Genomic DNA, 16,630 nt, shown 5'->3' with positions numbered 1-16,630 from the left:
AGGGGCGCGATGGCTACGGCGCGCAGTGCAGCACCGGCGCCGGCGGTTGATCCGGCGCGGGCTGCGTGGGGGTGTCGGGGGGCGTCGGGGTGTCGTCCTCATGGTCGCCGCCGCAGGCGGTCAGCGAGCAGGCGACGGCCAGGGCGGCCAGCAGCGTGGGCCAGCGCGAGCCGGGACGGGCGTGGGGGCGTCGGATAGGGGTCGGTTTCATGCGGCAAGGGAAGAGGGGTGGCGGAAGCGGCCCACCTGGACGGTGAGCCGCGCGCGGCGTCCGGCGCGTCGAAACGCACTCAAACGCACAATTCCAAAAAAGTGCAAACGCATGATGGGCCCGCGAGGTGACATGGCGGTGACAGGGAAATTTAAGGAACGTGGCGGAAATGTGGCGTTGATATGGCAGGACGCGGCGGCAATGCCTGGAAAGCGGAGGGGATGCGCTGGGGATGCGGGGTGCACCCGTGATGCGGTGATACGCCAGGGATGCGGGATGCGCCAGGATGTCGGATGCGGGACCAGGGCGCCGTGCGCCTGGAATGCGGCGCGCGCCGGGCCGCCGGATCGGGACCCGCGCGCGGCGGGCCTTGCGGCGTCCCGCGTGCCGGGATATATTTGAAGCCTAAACTATCCAGGCTTCAAACTCCCGGCCGCGCGGCCGTACCGGATTGCGAGTGATGCGATGAAGATAGTGTGCCTGGGCGGCGGTCCCGCGGGGCTGTACTTCGGCCTGTTGATGAAACTGCGCAACCCGGACAACCGGGTTACGGTGGTCGAACGAAATCGTCCGTACGACACCTTCGGCTGGGGCGTGGTCTTCTCCGACGCGACCATGGAAAACCTGCGCCGCGCCGATCCCGTTTCCGCGCGCGAAATCAGCGACGCCTTCAACCATTGGGACGACATCGATATCCACTTCAAGGGTCGTACCCTGCGCAGCGGCGGACATGGCTTCATCGGCATCGGCCGCAAGAAGCTGCTGAACATCCTGCAGGCGCGATGCGAGCAGGTCGGCGTCGAGCTGGTATTCGAAACCCTGGTGGACGACGACCAGGCCCTGGCGCGCCGCTACGATGCCGACCTGGTGATCGCCGCCGACGGCATCAACAGCCGCGTGCGCGACACCTACGCGGATACCTTCGAGCCCGACATCGACCTGCGACGCAACCGCTTCGTCTGGCTGGGGACGGAGAAAGCCTTCGATGCCTTTACCTTCGCCTTCGTCCAGACCCCGCACGGCTGGTTCCAGGCGCACGCGTACCGCTTTGAGCCGGGCCTTTCCACCTTCATCGTCGAAACGCCGGAATCGACCTGGCAGGCTGCGGGCCTGGACAAGATGAGCCAGGAAGAGGGCATACGCTATTGCGAATCCCTGTTCGCGCCCTGGCTGGACGGCAAACCGCTGATGAGCAACGCCCGCCACCTGCGCGGATCCGCCATCTGGATCCGTTTCCCGCGCGTGATCTGCGGACACTGGGTGCGCTGGAACACCCTGGACACGCCCAGCGGGCGGCGCGAGGTTCCCGTGGTGCTGATGGGCGACGCCGCGCATAGCGCGCATTTCTCCATCGGCTCCGGCACCAAGCTGGCGCTGGAAGACGCCATCGAACTGGCGGACCAGCTCACGGCCGGCGCGTCCGCCACGCGGCGGCCGGCCGCCGACTCGCCCGCCGGCAACGGCACGCCGGCGCCGCAAGCCGATGCGGCAAGCATCGACGCGCTGCGCGCGGCCCTGCTGCGCTATGAAGAGATCCGCGGCGTCGAGGTCCTGAAGATCCAGAATGCCGCGCGCAATTCCACCGAATGGTTCGAGCACGTCGATCGCTACGCCTGCCTGCAGCCGGAGCAGTTCGCCTATTCGCTGCTGACGCGGTCGCAGCGGATCTCGCACGAGAACCTGCGCCTGCGCGATCCGGACTGGCTGCAGGGCTATGAACGCTGGCTGGCCGCGCGCGCCGGCGTCGACGTCGACGCGCGCGAACGGCCGCCGCTACCCATGCTGACGCCATACGAAGCGCGCGGTGTGCGCCTGAAGAACCGCATCGTGGTGTCGCCCATGGCCATGTACGCCTGCACGGACGGCGTGCCGGGCGACTTCCATCTGGTGCACCTGGGAGCGAAAGCCCTTGGGGGCGCCGGCCTGGTCATGGTGGAGATGACCTGCACGTCGCCCGATGCGCGCATTACGCCGGGCTGCCCGGGCCTGTGGAACGACGCGCAGGGCGCGGCCTTTGCCCGTATCGTCGGCTTCATCCATGGCCACAGCGACGCGCGCGTCGGTATCCAGCTGGGCCACGCCGGCCGCAAGGGCTCCACCCAGCTGGGCTGGCAGCGCATGGACCATCCCCTGCCGTCGGACAACTGGCCGCTGCTGTCGGCGTCGGCACTGCCCTACCTGCCTGGAATATCGCAGACACCGCGCGCGATGAGCCGCGCGGACATGGACCGCGTGCGCGACGATTTCGTGGCCGCCGCGCGGCGCGCCGCGGTGGCCGGATTCGACTGGCTGGAATTGCATTGCGCCCACGGCTACCTGTTGTCCAGCTTCATTTCGCCGCTGACCAATCGGCGCGACGACGAATACGGCGGCGATCTCGATGCCCGCTTGCGCTATCCGCTGGAGGTCTTTGCGGCGGTGCGTGAGGCCTGGCCCCGCCGCCTGCCGATGTCCGTGCGCATCTCCGCGCACGATTGGGTGGAAGGCGGCATCACCGCCGACGACGCCGTGGAGATCGCGCGCCGCTTCAAGGCCGCCGGCGCCGACATGATCGACTGCTCGTCCGGCCAGGTCAGTCCAGACCAGCATCCGGTGTACGGACGCATGTACCAGACGCCCTTCGCCGACCGCGTACGCAACGAGGCCGATATCCCGACCATCGCGGTGGGCGCGATCTTCGAGGCCGACCACGTCAACGGCATTATCGCGTCGGGCCGTGCCGACCTCTGCGCGCTGGCGCGGCCGCACCTGGCCGACTCCGCCTGGACGCTGCGCGAGGCGGCGCGCGTGGGCTATACCGATGTCGATTGGCCGGTGCACTACCTGGCCGGCAAGCGCCAGCTGGAAACCAATTTCGCCCGCGCCGCGACCGCGCCGCAGGCCGATGCCAGGAGCGAAACATGAGCGCCCCCCTCGATGGCCGTCACGCGCTGGTCACCGGCGGCAGCCGCGGCATCGGCCATGCGATCGCGGAGCGCCTGCTGCGCGACGGTGCTTCCGTGACGCTGCTGGGCCGCGACGAGGCCTCGCTGGCAACGGCGGCGGCCGCGCTGGCGCCGCTGGCCGGGCCCGGCGGCGCCGTGCGCTGGCAGGCCGCCGACGTGACGGATCCGCACGCGGTGCGACAGGCTTGCGCCGCCGCGGCCCGCGCATCGGGGCCGATCGGCATCCTGGTGAACAACGCCGGCCAGGCCCGCAGCGAGCGCTTCGACCGCACCGATGCGGCCCTGTGGGAGAGCATGCTGGCGGTCAACCTGAGCGGCCCCTTCCATTGCATCCAGGCGGTGCTGCCCGGCATGCTGCAGGAAGGGTGGGGCCGCATCGTCAATGTGGCCAGCACGGCCGGGCTTGCGGGGTATGCCTATGTCAGCGCCTATTGCGCCGCCAAGCACGGCGTCATCGGACTGACGCGGGCGCTGGCGCTGGAAACGGCAGGCAAGGGGATTACGGTGAATGCGGTCTGCCCGGGCTATACCGATACCGATATCGTGCGCGATGCGGCACGCAATATCGCGGCGAAGACCGGCATGGACGAAACGCGCGCGCGCGAAACGTTGGCGCGCCGGAATCCGCAGGGCCGGCTGGTGCAGCCGGAGGAAGTGGCGCACGCCGTCGCATGGCTGTGCCAGCCGGGCGCCGCTGCGATCAATGGCCAGTCCATCCCCGTGGATGGCGGGGAAATCATGGTGGGATAGCGCCGGGCCCGGGCAGCGCCCGGCGTGCCCGCGAACGCGCGCCGCCCTGCCGGCCGCGCGCGCAGCGACAGGAGATACGACAGTGAACGACAAGCCGCAAAACGCCGCGCCGCGGCACAACGAAGCGCCCGATCCCGCCGGGGAACACGGCATGGCGCATCATCGCCGCCCGCTGGCCGGGAGCCAGCCGCGCACTTTCCGCTGGGACGCGCTCGAGGACGGCAAGGTCGGCCTGATCACGCTGAACCGCCCGGAACGCAAGAATCCCCTGACCTTCGATTCCTACGCGGAGCTGCGCGACCTGTTTCGCGCGCTGGTGTACGCAACCGACGTCAAGGTCGTGGTGGTCACCGGGGCCGGCGGCAACTTCTGTTCGGGCGGGGACGTGCACGAGATCATCGGCCCGCTCACCCGCATGGCCATGCCGGAACTGCTGGACTTCACGCGCATGACCGGCGATCTGGTCAAGGCCATGCGCGCCTGCCCGCAGCCCATCGTCGCGGCGGTCGATGGCGTTTGCGCGGGCGCCGGCGCCATGATGGCCCTGGCGGCCGATATGCGGCTGGGTACGCCACGCGCGCGCACCGCCTTCCTGTTCACCCGCGTGGGCCTGGCCGGGGCGGATATGGGTGCCTGCACGCTGCTGCCCCGCATGATCGGGCAGGGCAGGGCATCCGAGCTGCTGTACACGGGCCGGGCCATGACCGCGCAGGAGGGCGCGGCGTGGGGCTTCTTCAATGCCCTGCACGAGCCGGATGCCCTGATGCCGGCAGCATGCGAGCTGGCCGGCCGGCTCGCCGCGGGCCCGACCTTCGCGCATGGCATGACGAAAAAATTGCTGCACCAGGAATGGAACATGGGGGTGGACGAAGCCATCGAGGCGGAAGCCCAGGCGCAGGCCATCTGCATGCAGACGCGCGATTTCCGCCGCGCCTACGAAGCCTTCGTGGATAAGCGGCAACCCCGCTTCGAAGGCGACTGACGCGCGGCGTGGCGGCGCCGCGGGACCGGCGCGGCCGCGCGGCGATCGCCCCGTAAAGGACACTCGACGTGAACGCAGAAAACGATTGGCTGGATTGGCCCTTCTTCGACGATACGCATCGCGACCTGGCCGCGCGGGCGCGGGCCTGGTGCGCATCGGCCCTGGCCGGGATCGACCACGCCGACACCGATGCCGCCTGCCGCGAGCTGGTCGGCAGGCTGGGACAGGCGGGGTGGCTGCGCTATTGCGTTCCCGCCGGGCCGCAAGGCGGGTGGGGCGGCGTCTTGCCCGCGGTGGACTCGCGCGCCGTCTGCATCCTGCGCGAAACCCTGGCGCGCCATGACGGCCTGGCGGATTTCGCCCTTGCCATGCAGGGGCTGGGCAGCGGCGCGATCGCGTTGGCCGGCTCGGATGCGCTGCGCGCGCGCTATCTGCCGCGCGTGGCGCGCGGCGAGGCGATCGCGGCCTTCGCGCTGTCCGAGGCCGAAGCGGGTTCCGATGTGGCCGCGATGGCATGCGAAGCGCGGCGCGATGGCGACCACTATGTGCTGAACGGCGCCAAGACCTGGATATCCAATGGCGGTATCGCGGACTTCTATTGCGTCTTCGCGCGTACCGGCGAGGCGCCCGGGGCGCGCGGCATCAGCGCCTTCGTGGTCGACGCCGGCACGCCGGGATTGCGCATCGCCGAGCGCATCCAGGTCATCGCCCCGCATCCTTTGGCGACGCTGCGTTTCGAGGACTGCCGCGTGCCGGTCTCCCAGCGCCTGGGCGAGGCCGGACAGGGCTTCAAGCTGGCGATGATGACGCTGGATATATTCCGCGCCTCGGTCGCGGCGGCGGCGCTCGGCTTCGCCCGCCGGGCGCTGGACGAGGCCCTGGACCGGGCACGGTCGCGACGCATGTTCGGGCAGGCGCTGGGCGACCTGCAGCTGACGCAGGCCGCGCTGGGCGATATGGCCACCGCCATCGATGCATCGGCGCTACTGACCTATCGCGCCGCCTGGCAGCGCGACGTGCAGGGACGCCCCACCACCCGCGAGGCCGCGATGGCCAAGATGATGGCCACCGAATCGGCGCAGTCCGTGATCGACCGAGCCCTGCAGATGTTCGGCGGCGCCGGCGTGGTGTCCGGCATGCCGGTGGAAAAGCTGTATCGCGAAATTCGCGCCCTGCGCATCTACGAAGGCGCGACCGAAGTACAGAAACTTATCATCGCCCGCGCATTGCTCAAGGGCGGCCAAGCCGGGGCCTGACTCCGGCATCAAGGGGAACGTCATGCAAGAAACCTTGGAAGGAGCGGCGCGCGGCACGGCGCACGTCGACACCTTTGCCCGGGACAATCTGCCGCCGTCGCAGGAGTGGCCCGAGCTGCTGCTGGAGGGGCCGGATGCCGTGTATCCGGCGCGGCTGAACTGCGCCGTCGAGCTGGTCGATGCCGTCGTGGCGCGCGGGCAGGGCGACCGTGTCGCGCTGCGCTGGCCGACGGCCGACGGTGGCCAGTCCGCCATGACCTACGCCGAACTGGCGGCGCTGACCGACCGCATCGCGCGCGTGCTGGTGGAAGACATGGGCCTGGTGCCCGGCAACCGCGTCCTGCTGCGCGGGCCGAACAATCCCATGATGGCGGCGTCCTGGCTGGGCGCCATCAAGGCCGGCATGGTGACCGTACCGACCATGCCGCTGCTGCGCGCCAAGGAACTGAAGCAGATCATCGACAAGGCGCGCGTCAGCGCCATGCTGTGCGACGTGCGGCTCAAGGACGAGGCGCTGCCGTGCCTGCAACCCGGCCACGAATACCACTGCCCCGACCTGCAACGCATCGTCTATTTCAATGACGCGGGGCCCGACAGCCTGGATACCCTGGCCCGCGCCAAGCCGGATGGCTACACCGCCTGCGACACGGCCGCAGACGATGTCTGCCTGATCGCCTTCACCAGCGGCACCACCGGCAAGCCCAAGGGCTGCATGCATTTCCACCGCGACGTGATGGCGATGTGCGATCTGTTCCCGCGCCATGTCATCCGTCCCACGTCCGACGACATCTTCTGCGGGACGCCGCCGCTGGCCTTCACCTTCGGACTGGGCGGACTGCTTTGCTTTCCGCTGCGCATCGGCGCCTGCGCGGTTCTTGCCGAGAAGCTCACGCCCGATGGACTGCTCAAGCTGGTGCAGGATTTCCGCGCCACCATCGTGTTTACCGCGCCCACCTTCTATCGGCAGATGGCCGGTCTGGCCGCGCGCTACGACCTGTCGTCCCTGCGCAAGAGCGTATCGGCGGGGGAAGCGCTGCCGGATGCCACGCGGCAACTGTGGAAGCAGGCCACCGGCATCGAAATGATCGACGGCATCGGCGGCACGGAAATGATCCACGTCTTCGTCTCCAGTCCCGAAAACGAAGTGCGGCGGGGCGCGATCGGCCGCGTCGTGCCCGGCTACATTGCCCAGGTGGTGGACGAAAACATGCGCCCGGTGCCCCCGGGCCAGCCGGGCAAGCTGGCGGTCAAGGGGCCGACCGGCTGCCGCTACCTGGCCGATCCGCGCCAGCGCGAATTCGTGCGCGCGGGCTGGAACCTGCCGGGCGATACCTTCGTGCAGGACGCCGACGGTTATTTCTTCTACCAGGCGCGCAACGACGACATGATCGTCACGGCCGGCTACAACATCGCCGGGCCGGAAGTCGAGGATGCGCTGCTGCGCCACCCCGCCGTGGCGGAATGCGGCGTGGTCGGGGCGCCCGACGACGAACGCGGCCAGGTCGTGAAGGCCTATGTCGTGCTCAAGCCGGGCTTCCGGGGCGATGCCGGGCTGGCCGCGGCCATGCAGGACTTCGTCAAGGCGGCGATCGCGCCCTACAAATACCCCCGCGCTATCGTTTTCGTCGACGCGCTGCCGCGTACCGAGACCGGAAAACTGCAACGCTTCGTCCTGCGCCAGCAGGCGCAGCGCGAATCACAATAGGATGGACCTTATGCAGATACTGCAACCGCCCGACTGGCTGCCGCCACGCGGATACTCCAACGGTGTGCTTGCCGAGCTGCGGCCGGGCAGCCGCCTGGTCTTCATCGGCGGCCAGATCGGCTGGAACGGAGAACAGCGCTTCGACAGCGACGATTTCGCCGACCAGACGCGCCAGGCGCTGGCCAATATCGTGGCGGTGTTGAAGCAGGGCGGCGGGCGGCCGGAGCACATCACGCGCCTGACCTGGTACGTGATCGACCGCGACGAATACGTGGCATCGTATCCGCGTATCGGCGTGCATTACCGGGAGATCATCGGCCGCCATTTTCCCGCCATGACGGCGGTGCAGGTGGCCGCGCTGGTGGAACCGCGCGCCAGGGTGGAAATCGAGGCCACCGCCGTCATCCCCGCCTGAGCGGACCGCGGCCGCGCGGCGTGGCGCGGAGCCCATCGCCCGGCGGCGGCCGACGCCCCGCGGGCGGGCGCGCCGCGGGAAGGGCGTTGCGGCGGGAAGGGCGTGCGGCGGGAAGGCTGCTTCGCCGGATTACGGCGCTCAGCCCTTCATCGACGCGAACACCTGTTCGGCCGCGTCCAGCGTATGGCGGATCGCCGCCTCGTCGTGCGCGGCCGACACGAACCCGGCCTCGAAGGCGGAGGGCGCGAAATGCACGCCGCGTTCCAGCATGGCGTGGAAAAAGCGTTTGAAGGCTTCGACGTCGCACGCGGAAACTTCGGCCAGCGTGGTCGGGATCTTCTCGCTGAAGTAAATGCCGAACATGCCGCCGATCGCATCGGCGCTGAAGGGCACGCCGGCCGCGCGCGCCCGTTCGCTCAGACCGTCGGCCAGCCGCCGTGTCGCCGCCGCCAGGGCGTCGTAGAAGCCCGGCTGGCCGATCAGGCGCAGCGTTTCCAGGCCCGCCGCCACCGCCACCGGATTGCCCGACAGCGTGCCGGCCTGGTACACCGCGCCCAGCGGCGCGATATGGCGCATGATGTCGCGGCTGCCGCCGAAGGCGCCCACCGGCATGCCGCCGCCGATCACCTTGGCAAGTGTGGTCAGGTCCGGCCGGATACCCGTCAGGCCCTGCACGCCCTGCGGACCGACGCGGAACCCCGTCATGACTTCATCGAAGATCAGCAGCGCGCCATGCTGCGTGCACAGATCGCGCAGGCCTTGCAGAAAACCGGGCTGCGGGCGGACCAGGTTCATATTGCCGGCGACCGGCTCGACGATGATGCAGGCGATGTCGTGGCCGTATTGCGTGAACGCCGCGCGCACGCCTTCCAGGTCGTTATAGTCCAGCACCAGCGTGTGCTCGACGAACTCGGCCGGGACGCCGGCGGACGTTGGGTTGCCGAAGGTCAGCAGGCCCGAGCCGGCCTTGACCAGCAGGCTATCCGCATGGCCGTGGTAGCAGCCCTCGAACTTGATGATTTTCTTGCGAGCCGTCGCGCCGCGCGCCAGCCGGATCGCCGTCATGGTGGCTTCCGTGCCGGAGCTCACCAGCCGCACCTGCTCCATGGACGGCATGCGCGCGATCAGGGTTTCGGCCAGCGTGATTTCGGCCTGGGTGGGCGCGCCGAAGGACAGCCCGTTGACGGCGGCTTCCTGCACCGCGCGCACCACGTCCGGATGCGCATGCCCCAGGATGGCCGGGCCCCAGGAACCGATGTAGTCGACATAGCGGGTACCTTCCGCATCCCACACATAAGGGCCTTGGCCGCGCGCGATGAAGCGCGGGGTCCCGCCCACCGACCGGAAGGCCCGCACGGGGGAATTGACGCCGCCGGGAATGCTGCGGCTCGCTCGTTCGAAAAGTTCGGCGTTGCTGGACATGGACGCTTGCATGGTCAGGGTTGGAACGCCGGCCGCGCGGGCGCGGTGCCGCATGGCGGCCGGCACGGAAAACGATCAGGCGGGCGGGTCGCGCCGCGGCGGCAGGAAGGGGCGCGCGCATTCGCGGGCGGCCAGGCCGATATTGGATGCTTCGAACAGCCCTGTGATCACGGCCACCGCGTCGGCGCCAGCCTGTGCCACCATGGCGGCATTGGCCGGCGTGATGCCGCCGATGGCCACCACCGCCGGCCGAGGGGCCGGCCGCGATTGCGCCAGTTGCGCGGCCTGTTCGAACAGCGCGAGCGGCGCGCGCACGGCGGCGGGCTTGGTCGGAGAAGGAAAGACCGCGCCGAAGGCGATGTAGTCGGCCCCGGCCTGCAGCATGTCGCGGGCACGTCCGATATCGTCATAGCAGGAAGCGCCGATGATCAGGTCTGGCGCGCGCGCGCGTACCTCGGCCAGGTCGCCGTCATCGCGGCCCAGGTGAACGCCATCCGCGCCGACTTCCAGCGCGACTTCCCAATGGTCGTTGACGAGGAACACCACGCCCAGTTCGCGGCAGAGCGGCGCCAGCGCGGCGGCCTGGGCGCGCCGTGTCGCGGGCGGCACGTCCTTGCGCCGCAGCTGCAGCGAGCGCATGCCCCCGGCGGCGGCTTGGGTGACGGCGCGCAGCAGCCTGTCGGTGTCGTCCCATTCGGGCGTGACGCCATACAGGCCGCGCGGAAAGCGCAGCGCCGTCATGGCGCGGGCATCCGGTTGGCCACGCGTCGGCCCATGCCGGGCAGGAAACTTGCCGCGATGCCGGCGTCCGCGTGCGCCAGGGCGCGTTCCACGGCCTGCGGCACGGGCATGCCATGTGCAAGGTAGGCGGTCAGCGCGGTGGCCAGCATGCCGCCGCTGTCGCTGCTGCGTTCCGGGGGCGCCTGCCAGGGGGAATTGCTGGTCGAGCCGTTCGGTCCCACCAGCACGTTCGCATAGTGGCCCGGTCGCAGCGGGCTGCCCAGCACGAGTACCCATTTCGCGCCGGCCCCCTGCATTGCGTGGGCCGGCGAAGAGGCTTCGCCGATATCCATGGCGCCATCCATCAGCCATTGGGCCAGCCGCGCATGTTCGACCACGACAACGTCAGCCTGGGGCAGCACCAGTTCGAGCGTGGCCGCGAGCAGGTCGTCGGCGTCTTCCTGCTCCACGGCGTCTTCCGTCAAGGGCGCGCGGTGGCCCAGATGCAGCACGAGGGGCACATGGCTGTAGTCGGCGGCCACTTGCGCCACGGCGCTGGCCGCTTCGGCGGTGTAGAGCCCGCCGACCTTGATGGCTTGCACCGGCATGTCCTCGAGCAGGCAGCGGGCCTGGTCGTCCAGGAGCTCCGGCGCGATGGCCTGCACGTCCTCCACCGCCGCCGTGTCCTGCACCGTCAGTGCGGTGACGGCAGCCAGTCCGTGACAGCCCAGGCTGGCGCAGGTCACCGCGTCGGCGGGCAGCCCGTCGGAGCCGGTGGGGTCGAAGGGGCCGAAAATCAGTACGATGGGGGGAGTTTGGGAAGTCACTTCGACAGCTTGGCCGACCCCATTTTTTTGCAAACGGGGCCGGTTACCTATTGGGTTTCGGTAAGATCGACCCCATTCTAATGGATCGCGTCCGCTTGGGCGGTTTTATCCCAGCTTGGGCCGTAACTTTGATTTCAGGGAAACTATGCGAACTTGGATGTGTCTGATCTGTGGCTGGGTCTACGACGAAGAGGCCGGCCTGCCGGAAGAAGGTATCGCGCCCGGCACCCGCTGGGAGGATGTCCCGCCGAATTGGGTCTGTCCCGAATGCGGCGCCCGGAAGGAAGATTTCGAGCTGATGGAGATCTGACACCAAACATACCGATTTTCCGGTTTCGATGGATTCCGGTTCCGCGTGATAGGGCGCGAATTGTCCTGGGGGGACATTATGAGCGACAACGACAACAAGCCGGACATCGACGATACGCCGGCCGTCGATTTTTCCAATCAGTTCCTGGTCGCTATGCCCAACATGGTCGAAGGCAGTCTGGCTGGGGCAGTCATATATATCTGCGAGCACACCGCCAAGGGCGCATTGGGACTGGTGATCAACCGGCCCACCGACCTGACGCTGGGCACCCTGTTCGAACGCATCGATCTGGCGCTGGAAATCGCCCCGGTCAAGGAAACGCCGGTCTTTTTCGGCGGACCGGTACAGACCGACCGCGGTTTCGTGCTGCACGCGCCGCCCGGCGATTACACCTCCAGCATCAAGCTGGGCGGGCTGGCGCTGACCACGTCGCGCGACGTGCTGCAGGCCGTGGCCGACGGCAACGGGCCGGCGCGCATGCTGGTGACCCTGGGCTATGCCGGCTGGGGCGCGGGGCAGCTCGAAAGCGAGATGGCGCGCAACGCGTGGCTCAGTGTTTCGGCGGATCCGGACATCATTTTCGATGTGCCGCCCGAAGACCGCTATCCGGCGGCACTGAAACTGCTGGGCATCGATCCGGTCATGCTGGCCGGGGATGCGGGACATGCCTGAGGACGCGCCACGGGCGGCGGGGGCCGGAGCGGAGGAAACCCTGCTGGCCTTCGATTACGGCACCAAGAAGATCGGCATCGCCATCGGCAATACCCTGACCCGCCAGGCGGCGCCGATGGAAATCATCCACAGCGAAGTCCGCGATGTGCGTTTCGGCCGCATCGCGGCCCTGCTGCGCGAATGGCAGCCGCAGCGGCTGGTCGTCGGCCTGGCGTTGAATGCCGATGGAGGCGAACAGGAAGCCACCGGACGCTGCCGCCGCTTCGCCAACCAGCTGCATGGGCGCTTCGGACTGCCGGTGGTTTTGGTGGATGAGCGCGGTTCCAGCATGCAGGCCCAGGCATTGCTCGGGACCAACGAGCCGGACGACGCAATGGCCGCGGCGGTCATCCTGCAGCGTTACCTGGATGCCCTGCAGGCCTAGCGCCTGGCCGTCCGGCGATCGCGGCCATGGCCACGGCCGCCACGCGATCGCCGGGCCGCCAGGAGACGGCCCACGGCCGCCGACCGGTCCGGCCGGTTCAAATCTGAAACATCGCGGCATGGTATGGTGGCGGGCGCCTATCGGCGCCGCCAGTCCCTTGCCTATTTCCCTATGAAAGATACCGGATCGTCAGCCATTCTCCCGGAAACCCCTTCCACGGAAGCCCGCGTCGAAACCGGCCCGGGCGCCGGCTTCGACGCGGGCCGGCAGGATGCGGGCGAGACTTCCCGCGCCGCCCAGGGCGCGCCCCACGACGCCTCGATATTGCCGGTGCGCCTCCTGCGCTTCCTGCCGCGCGCGGTGGTGGTTACGCTGATGGTCCTGGCGGGCCTGGTGCTGGTCGGCACGGTGTACCCCTTGGTCGGCGCAGGCGGCCGCGATCGCCTTAACCGTGGCTGGTCGCGCTGCCTGTTGCGTGTCTGCGGCGTGCGCGTGACCGTAAGCGGGCAACCCTTGATGCGGGGCGCCGTGCTGGTCGTCGCCAACCATGTGTCATGGCTGGACATCTTTGTGATCAACGCCGTGCGGCCCACCGCTTTCGTGGCCAAAAGCGAGATCCGCCGCTGGCCCATCGTCGGCCGGCTGGTGGCCGGGGCCGGCACCCTGTTCCTGCAGCGCGGCCATCGCCATGCCATCCATACCGTCGGCGAGGCCATGAAGGCCCGTTTCGCCAACGGCGAGTCGGTGGGCCTGTTCCCGGAAGGCACCACGACCGAAGGGTTTTCCTTGCTGCCCTTCCACGGCAGCCTGCTGGAGCCGGCGCGCCAGGCCGGCGTGCCCATCCAACCCGTGGCCTTGCGTTTCCTGCGTCACGGCAAGCGGGATTCCTTCGCCGCTTTTGTCGGCGAGGAGACCTTGGTCGGCAATCTGTGGCGGATACTCGGCACCCGTGGCCTGGCGGTGGAAACCGCCTACCTGCCACCGTTGCAGGTGGACACGGCACACACCCGCCTGAAGATGGCGGCCGACGCCCGGGCCATCATCGAGCGGGAACTGGCCGGCGAACCGCCGGCGCGCGGCCACTGACGCGGCCGTTCCGCGACGCGGCATTCATTCCGCGAGCGGGTCCAGTCCCTTGCCGCAGCTCACCTGGACCAGCCTGCGGTCGTGCAGCCGCAGGGCGGTCAGCTTTCCGCCCCAGACGCAGCCGGTGTCCAGGCAAATCACATCCTTGCGCAGCAGCAGTCCCAGCGTGGACCAGTGGCCGAATACGATCGTGATGTCGCGCGTCTTGCGGTTCGGCACGTCGTACCAGGGGATCAGGCCGGCGGGCCAGGCGCCCGGGGCGACCTTGGTGTCGAACTCCATATGCCCATTGGGCGTGCACAGCCGCATGCGGGTCAACGCGTTGATGATGATCCGCAAACGCTTGCCGCCGTGCATGTCGTCGGTCCATGCGACGGGCTGGTTGCCGTACATCTTCTGCAACGCCCGCTGCCAGTTGGGGCCGCGCAGCACATCCTGGATTTCCGCCGCCAGCGCGAGCGTTTTGTTCACGTCCCACTTCGCCAGGGTGCCGGCATGCACCAGCAGATGACCCTGTTCGAAATGCGCCAGCGGCCGGCGCCGCAGCCAGTCGATCAACTGGCCGGCGTCGGGCGCGTCCAGGATTTCCTGGATCGTGTCGGATTTGGTGGGGCGGCGTACCCCCGCCGCCGCGGCCAATAGGTGCAGGTCGTGGTTGCCCAGGACGGCCACGGCGCGGTCTTCCAGCGCCATGACGCGGCGCAGGGTCGCCAGCGAGTGCGGGCCGCGGTTGACCAGGTCGCCCGCGAACCAGAAACGCGAATCGGGTTCGCCCACCAGATCGGGATGCGCCAGCAGCCGTTCCAGCGGCTCGCAGCACCCCTGCAGGTCTCCGATCATCCAAATACTTGCAGTCATACCGGTGAGCGGCGCCAGGGCCAGCGTTGGTCCATCACCCGCGTGACGGTGTGGCGGTACTCCATCATCGTCAGCGCGCCCAGGGCGATCAGCAGCGCCCCCAGATTCGGCACGATGGCCGTGATCCAGGGCGGCCAGTGACTGAGCATGCCGACGTTCAGCGCCAGCTGATTGACCATGAAGAAGCCCACGCCGACCAGGATGCCGATGAAGACCTTGGCGCCGACCCCGCCGCGGCGCGTCTGCATGAAGGCGACGGGCGCCGCGATGGTCATCATGATCAGCAGGGTGAACGGGTAGACCGCCTTGCGCCACACCGCGACGATCTGGCGATCGGCCTGCAATTGGTTGTGGCGCAAGTAGTCGATGTAGTCCAGCAGCGTGACCAGCGACATGCGCTCGGGCGTCAGCACCCGCGCCAGCAGCCGTCCCGGTGTCAGCGTGGTGACCAGCTCGCGTTGCGGGATCTTGATGACCTCGATGACAGGCTGGGTGGGCGGCTTGGCGTTGTCCAGCGCCTGTACCGCGTCATGCGCGATGCGGTTCTCGACGACGTTGTACATGATGAGCTTGCCGTCGGAGAAGCGTCCCTTTTCAGCCTTGGACAGGGCGATCAGCTCCAGGTCCTTGCGGAACTCGTACAGCGTGATGCCTTCGACCTCGCCGTCGGCCTTCAGCGCGGCGATATTCAGGGTGCGCGAGCCGCCATCCTGCGTCGGCTCCTTGAACCAATAGCCGCTTTCCAGGCGGTTGCCCCCGGCGCTGCCCCGGTACAGCAGGTTCGCTTCGCTGCTTTTGATTTCGGCTATCGGCGTGACCCATTCGGACAGGACGGTCGCGCCTATCATGACGGGTATGGTCACCACCCACAGCATGCCCAGCAGCTTCAATCCGCTGACCCCGGACACCCGCAGGATCACCAGCTCATTGCGTTGCGCCAGGCCCGCCAGTGCCAGGATGGAGCCGATCAGCAGGCCGATGGGCAGCAGATCGTACAGGCGCGTCGGCATGGCCAGGGCCTGCAGATAGAACAGCGCGAGAATGGTGAACTTGCTGCCGACGTTGTCCAGATCGTCCACCAGGGCGAAGAACGTGAACAAGCCGAGCAGCGCCAGCAGCACCACGGTGCAGGAGCGGTAGATTTCTCGGGCCAGGTAGCGGCGGGCGGTGCGCATGGATGACGGCAGTAGCGGGTGTAGCGATGGTGCCGGGGTAGCGGCGCCGGATCGGCGAAACGAAGTAGCTTAACAAAAATATGATCGTGGCCCGGCTCGGCCCTGACGAATGTGCAGGCCCCGCATCGGCATGCCCTAAGGTATATCGACCTGCGGCATGCGGCGCTGCAGGATGGCGATGCGCCGCCCCAGGTACGAGGTGATTCCGCGCTTGTCGTAGTAGCGGGGGTTGGGCAGCATCGCCGCCAGGCGGGCTGCCTGCGCAGAGTTCAGGCGGGCGGCGCTGGTGCCGTAGTAATGTTCGGCGGCCGCCTCCGCGCCGAACACGCCCACCCCCCATTCGGCGATATTCAGGTAGATCTCCAGAATCCGCCGTTTGGGCATCACCCATTCGATCATATAGGCCAGTATCAGTTCCTGGCCCTTGCGCAGATAGGTGCGCGACCCGGAAAGAAACAGGTTCTTGGCGACCTGCTGCGTGATGGTGGAGCCGCCGCGTATGCGGCCGTGGCCCTGTTCGGCCTGCTCCTGGTTGTATTCCCACGCCTTGCGCATGGCGTCCCATTCGACGCCGTCGTGGTCGATGAAGTTCGAGTCCTCCGAGGCGACCACCGCGCGCTTCAATGTATTGTTGATCCGGTCGTAGTCGACCCACTCGAAGCGCAGCCGCGCCTTGGGATCGGTTTCATGCAGTCGCGCCATTTCCTGGCGCATGACGGAACTGCTCGCGGGGTTGCGGTGGGCATACCAGACCACCAGGCAGAACAGCCACAACTGGTACAGGATGGCCACGCACAACAGCAGCATCACCCCGGCCGAAATGACCCGGAACCATGAAATGCCGCCTGTCCGCCCGCGCCGCGTCGCCATGC

Annotated in this window: 17 protein-coding genes; 10 read left to right on the top strand and 7 right to left on the bottom strand. The window is 68.3% G+C overall.

Annotated features, from left to right (window positions below):
• Positions 1-13: 13 nt before the first annotated feature.
• A complete protein-coding gene (locus CAL28_RS25450) occupies positions 14-211 on the bottom strand; it encodes a hypothetical protein (RefSeq protein ID WP_094843897.1) in 198 nt (65 codons plus the stop codon).
• Positions 212-676: 465 nt separating this feature from the next.
• Here CAL28_RS25450 and CAL28_RS25445 point away from each other — a divergent pair, with 465 nt between their 5' ends.
• The 6 genes from CAL28_RS25445 (at position 677) to CAL28_RS25420 (ending at position 8,264) form a co-directional block, all read left to right on the top strand.
• Complete coding sequence (locus tag CAL28_RS25445) at positions 677-3,115, top strand: bifunctional salicylyl-CoA 5-hydroxylase/oxidoreductase (RefSeq protein ID WP_094843896.1); 2,439 nt, start codon at positions 677-679, stop codon at positions 3,113-3,115.
• Positions 3,112-3,906, top strand: a complete 795-nt coding sequence (locus CAL28_RS25440; protein WP_094843895.1) for an SDR family NAD(P)-dependent oxidoreductase — start codon at positions 3,112-3,114, stop codon at positions 3,904-3,906. Before CAL28_RS25445 ends, CAL28_RS25440 begins: the two co-directional genes overlap by 4 nt.
• Positions 3,907-4,057: 151 nt before the next feature.
• Positions 4,058-4,888 carry an enoyl-CoA hydratase family protein gene (locus CAL28_RS25435; RefSeq protein ID WP_094844860.1) on the top strand — a complete coding sequence of 277 codons (831 nt, stop codon included), beginning with the start codon at positions 4,058-4,060 and terminating at the stop codon, positions 4,886-4,888.
• Positions 4,889-4,956: 68 nt separating this feature from the next.
• Positions 4,957-6,144 carry an acyl-CoA dehydrogenase family protein gene (locus CAL28_RS25430; protein ID WP_094843894.1) on the top strand — a complete coding sequence of 396 codons (1,188 nt, stop codon included), beginning with the start codon at positions 4,957-4,959 and terminating at the stop codon, positions 6,142-6,144.
• Positions 6,145-6,166: 22 nt separating this feature from the next.
• Entirely contained in the window at positions 6,167-7,849 is a 1,683-nt protein-coding gene (locus CAL28_RS25425) for an AMP-binding protein (RefSeq protein ID WP_094843893.1), read from the top strand.
• A gap of 10 nt (positions 7,850-7,859) precedes the next feature.
• On the top strand, positions 7,860-8,264 hold the full coding sequence (locus CAL28_RS25420; protein WP_094844859.1) for a RidA family protein: 405 nt from the start codon (positions 7,860-7,862) through the stop codon (positions 8,262-8,264).
• Positions 8,265-8,402: 138 nt separating this feature from the next.
• Here the strand turns inward: CAL28_RS25420 and hemL are convergent, their stop codons facing one another.
• The 3 genes from hemL to thiD all read right to left on the bottom strand — a co-directional run bounded on the left by hemL (position 8,403) and on the right by thiD (position 11,233).
• Positions 8,403-9,686 (bottom strand): glutamate-1-semialdehyde 2,1-aminomutase, encoded by a 1,284-nt coding sequence (gene hemL, locus CAL28_RS25415; RefSeq protein ID WP_094843892.1) that lies wholly within the window; start codon positions 9,684-9,686, stop codon positions 8,403-8,405.
• Between the two features lie 75 nt (positions 9,687-9,761).
• Positions 9,762-10,427, bottom strand: a complete 666-nt coding sequence (gene thiE / locus CAL28_RS25410) for a thiamine phosphate synthase (RefSeq protein WP_094843891.1) — start codon at positions 10,425-10,427, stop codon at positions 9,762-9,764.
• A complete protein-coding gene (gene thiD, locus CAL28_RS25405) occupies positions 10,424-11,233 on the bottom strand; it encodes a bifunctional hydroxymethylpyrimidine kinase/phosphomethylpyrimidine kinase (RefSeq protein ID WP_369597690.1) in 810 nt (269 codons plus the stop codon). The genes thiE and thiD overlap by 4 nt, the downstream gene beginning before the upstream one ends.
• 145 nt (positions 11,234-11,378) lie before the next feature.
• Between thiD and CAL28_RS25400 the strand changes: the two genes are divergently transcribed.
• The 4 genes from CAL28_RS25400 to CAL28_RS25385 all read left to right on the top strand — a co-directional run bounded on the left by CAL28_RS25400 (position 11,379) and on the right by CAL28_RS25385 (position 13,725).
• Positions 11,379-11,543 carry a rubredoxin gene (locus tag CAL28_RS25400; RefSeq protein ID WP_066632200.1) on the top strand — a complete coding sequence of 55 codons (165 nt, stop codon included), beginning with the start codon at positions 11,379-11,381 and terminating at the stop codon, positions 11,541-11,543.
• Positions 11,544-11,621: 78 nt separating this feature from the next.
• On the top strand, positions 11,622-12,215 hold the full coding sequence (locus tag CAL28_RS25395) for a YqgE/AlgH family protein (RefSeq protein WP_094843890.1): 594 nt from the start codon (positions 11,622-11,624) through the stop codon (positions 12,213-12,215).
• On the top strand, positions 12,208-12,639 hold the full coding sequence (gene ruvX / locus CAL28_RS25390) for a Holliday junction resolvase RuvX (RefSeq protein WP_094844857.1): 432 nt from the start codon (positions 12,208-12,210) through the stop codon (positions 12,637-12,639). Before CAL28_RS25395 ends, ruvX begins: the two co-directional genes overlap by 8 nt.
• Positions 12,640-12,969: 330 nt before the next feature.
• The gene (locus CAL28_RS25385; RefSeq protein WP_094844856.1) at positions 12,970-13,725 is read left to right on the top strand and encodes a lysophospholipid acyltransferase family protein; all 756 of its coding nucleotides are present in this window, start codon (positions 12,970-12,972) and stop codon (positions 13,723-13,725) included.
• 24 nt (positions 13,726-13,749) lie between these two features.
• On the opposite strand, the gene CAL28_RS25380 is transcribed toward CAL28_RS25385, so the two are convergent.
• The 3 genes from CAL28_RS25380 to mtgA all read right to left on the bottom strand — a co-directional run bounded on the left by CAL28_RS25380 (position 13,750) and on the right by mtgA (position 16,628).
• The gene (locus CAL28_RS25380; protein ID WP_094843889.1) at positions 13,750-14,583 is read right to left on the bottom strand and encodes a symmetrical bis(5'-nucleosyl)-tetraphosphatase; all 834 of its coding nucleotides are present in this window, start codon (positions 14,581-14,583) and stop codon (positions 13,750-13,752) included.
• A complete protein-coding gene (gene lptG, locus CAL28_RS25375) occupies positions 14,580-15,758 on the bottom strand; it encodes an LPS export ABC transporter permease LptG (RefSeq protein ID WP_094843888.1) in 1,179 nt (392 codons plus the stop codon). The genes CAL28_RS25380 and lptG overlap by 4 nt, the downstream gene beginning before the upstream one ends.
• Positions 15,759-15,893: 135 nt before the next feature.
• Complete coding sequence (gene mtgA / locus CAL28_RS25370) at positions 15,894-16,628, bottom strand: monofunctional biosynthetic peptidoglycan transglycosylase (RefSeq protein WP_141218248.1); 735 nt, start codon at positions 16,626-16,628, stop codon at positions 15,894-15,896.
• Between the last annotated feature and the right edge of the window lie 2 nt (positions 16,629-16,630).

The sequence above is a fragment of the Bordetella genomosp. 11 genome (assembly GCF_002261215.1).
In the GTDB taxonomy this organism is placed as follows: Bacteria; Pseudomonadota; Gammaproteobacteria; order Burkholderiales; family Burkholderiaceae_B; genus Bordetella_C.
Note: the sequence above shows the minus strand (reverse complement) of the source record. Positions and strands in the feature narration are given on the sequence as shown.

What these genes read in the sequence shown, in the direction of transcription:
- CAL28_RS25450 (WP_094843897.1), bottom strand. Translation starts at nt 211, where the DNA reads ATGAAACCGACCCCTATCCGACGCCCCCACGCCCGTCCCGGCTCGCGC.
- CAL28_RS25445 (WP_094843896.1), top strand. Translation starts at nt 677, where the DNA reads ATGAAGATAGTGTGCCTGGGCGGCGGTCCCGCGGGGCTGTACTTCGGC.
- CAL28_RS25440 (WP_094843895.1), top strand. Translation starts at nt 3,112, where the DNA reads ATGAGCGCCCCCCTCGATGGCCGTCACGCGCTGGTCACCGGCGGCAGC.
- CAL28_RS25435 (WP_094844860.1), top strand. Translation starts at nt 4,058, where the DNA reads ATGGCGCATCATCGCCGCCCGCTGGCCGGGAGCCAGCCGCGCACTTTC.
- CAL28_RS25425 (WP_094843893.1), top strand. Translation starts at nt 6,167, where the DNA reads ATGCAAGAAACCTTGGAAGGAGCGGCGCGCGGCACGGCGCACGTCGAC.
- CAL28_RS25420 (WP_094844859.1), top strand. Translation starts at nt 7,860, where the DNA reads ATGCAGATACTGCAACCGCCCGACTGGCTGCCGCCACGCGGATACTCC.
- hemL (WP_094843892.1), bottom strand. Translation starts at nt 9,686, where the DNA reads ATGTCCAGCAACGCCGAACTTTTCGAACGAGCGAGCCGCAGCATTCCC.
- thiE (WP_094843891.1), bottom strand. Translation starts at nt 10,427, where the DNA reads ATGACGGCGCTGCGCTTTCCGCGCGGCCTGTATGGCGTCACGCCCGAA.
- CAL28_RS25400 (WP_066632200.1), top strand. Translation starts at nt 11,379, where the DNA reads ATGCGAACTTGGATGTGTCTGATCTGTGGCTGGGTCTACGACGAAGAG.
- CAL28_RS25395 (WP_094843890.1), top strand. Translation starts at nt 11,622, where the DNA reads ATGAGCGACAACGACAACAAGCCGGACATCGACGATACGCCGGCCGTC.
- ruvX (WP_094844857.1), top strand. Translation starts at nt 12,208, where the DNA reads ATGCCTGAGGACGCGCCACGGGCGGCGGGGGCCGGAGCGGAGGAAACC.
- CAL28_RS25380 (WP_094843889.1), bottom strand. Translation starts at nt 14,583, where the DNA reads ATGACTGCAAGTATTTGGATGATCGGAGACCTGCAGGGGTGCTGCGAG.
- lptG (WP_094843888.1), bottom strand. Translation starts at nt 15,758, where the DNA reads ATGCGCACCGCCCGCCGCTACCTGGCCCGAGAAATCTACCGCTCCTGC.
- mtgA (WP_141218248.1), bottom strand. Translation starts at nt 16,628, where the DNA reads ATGGCGACGCGGCGCGGGCGGACAGGCGGCATTTCATGGTTCCGGGTC.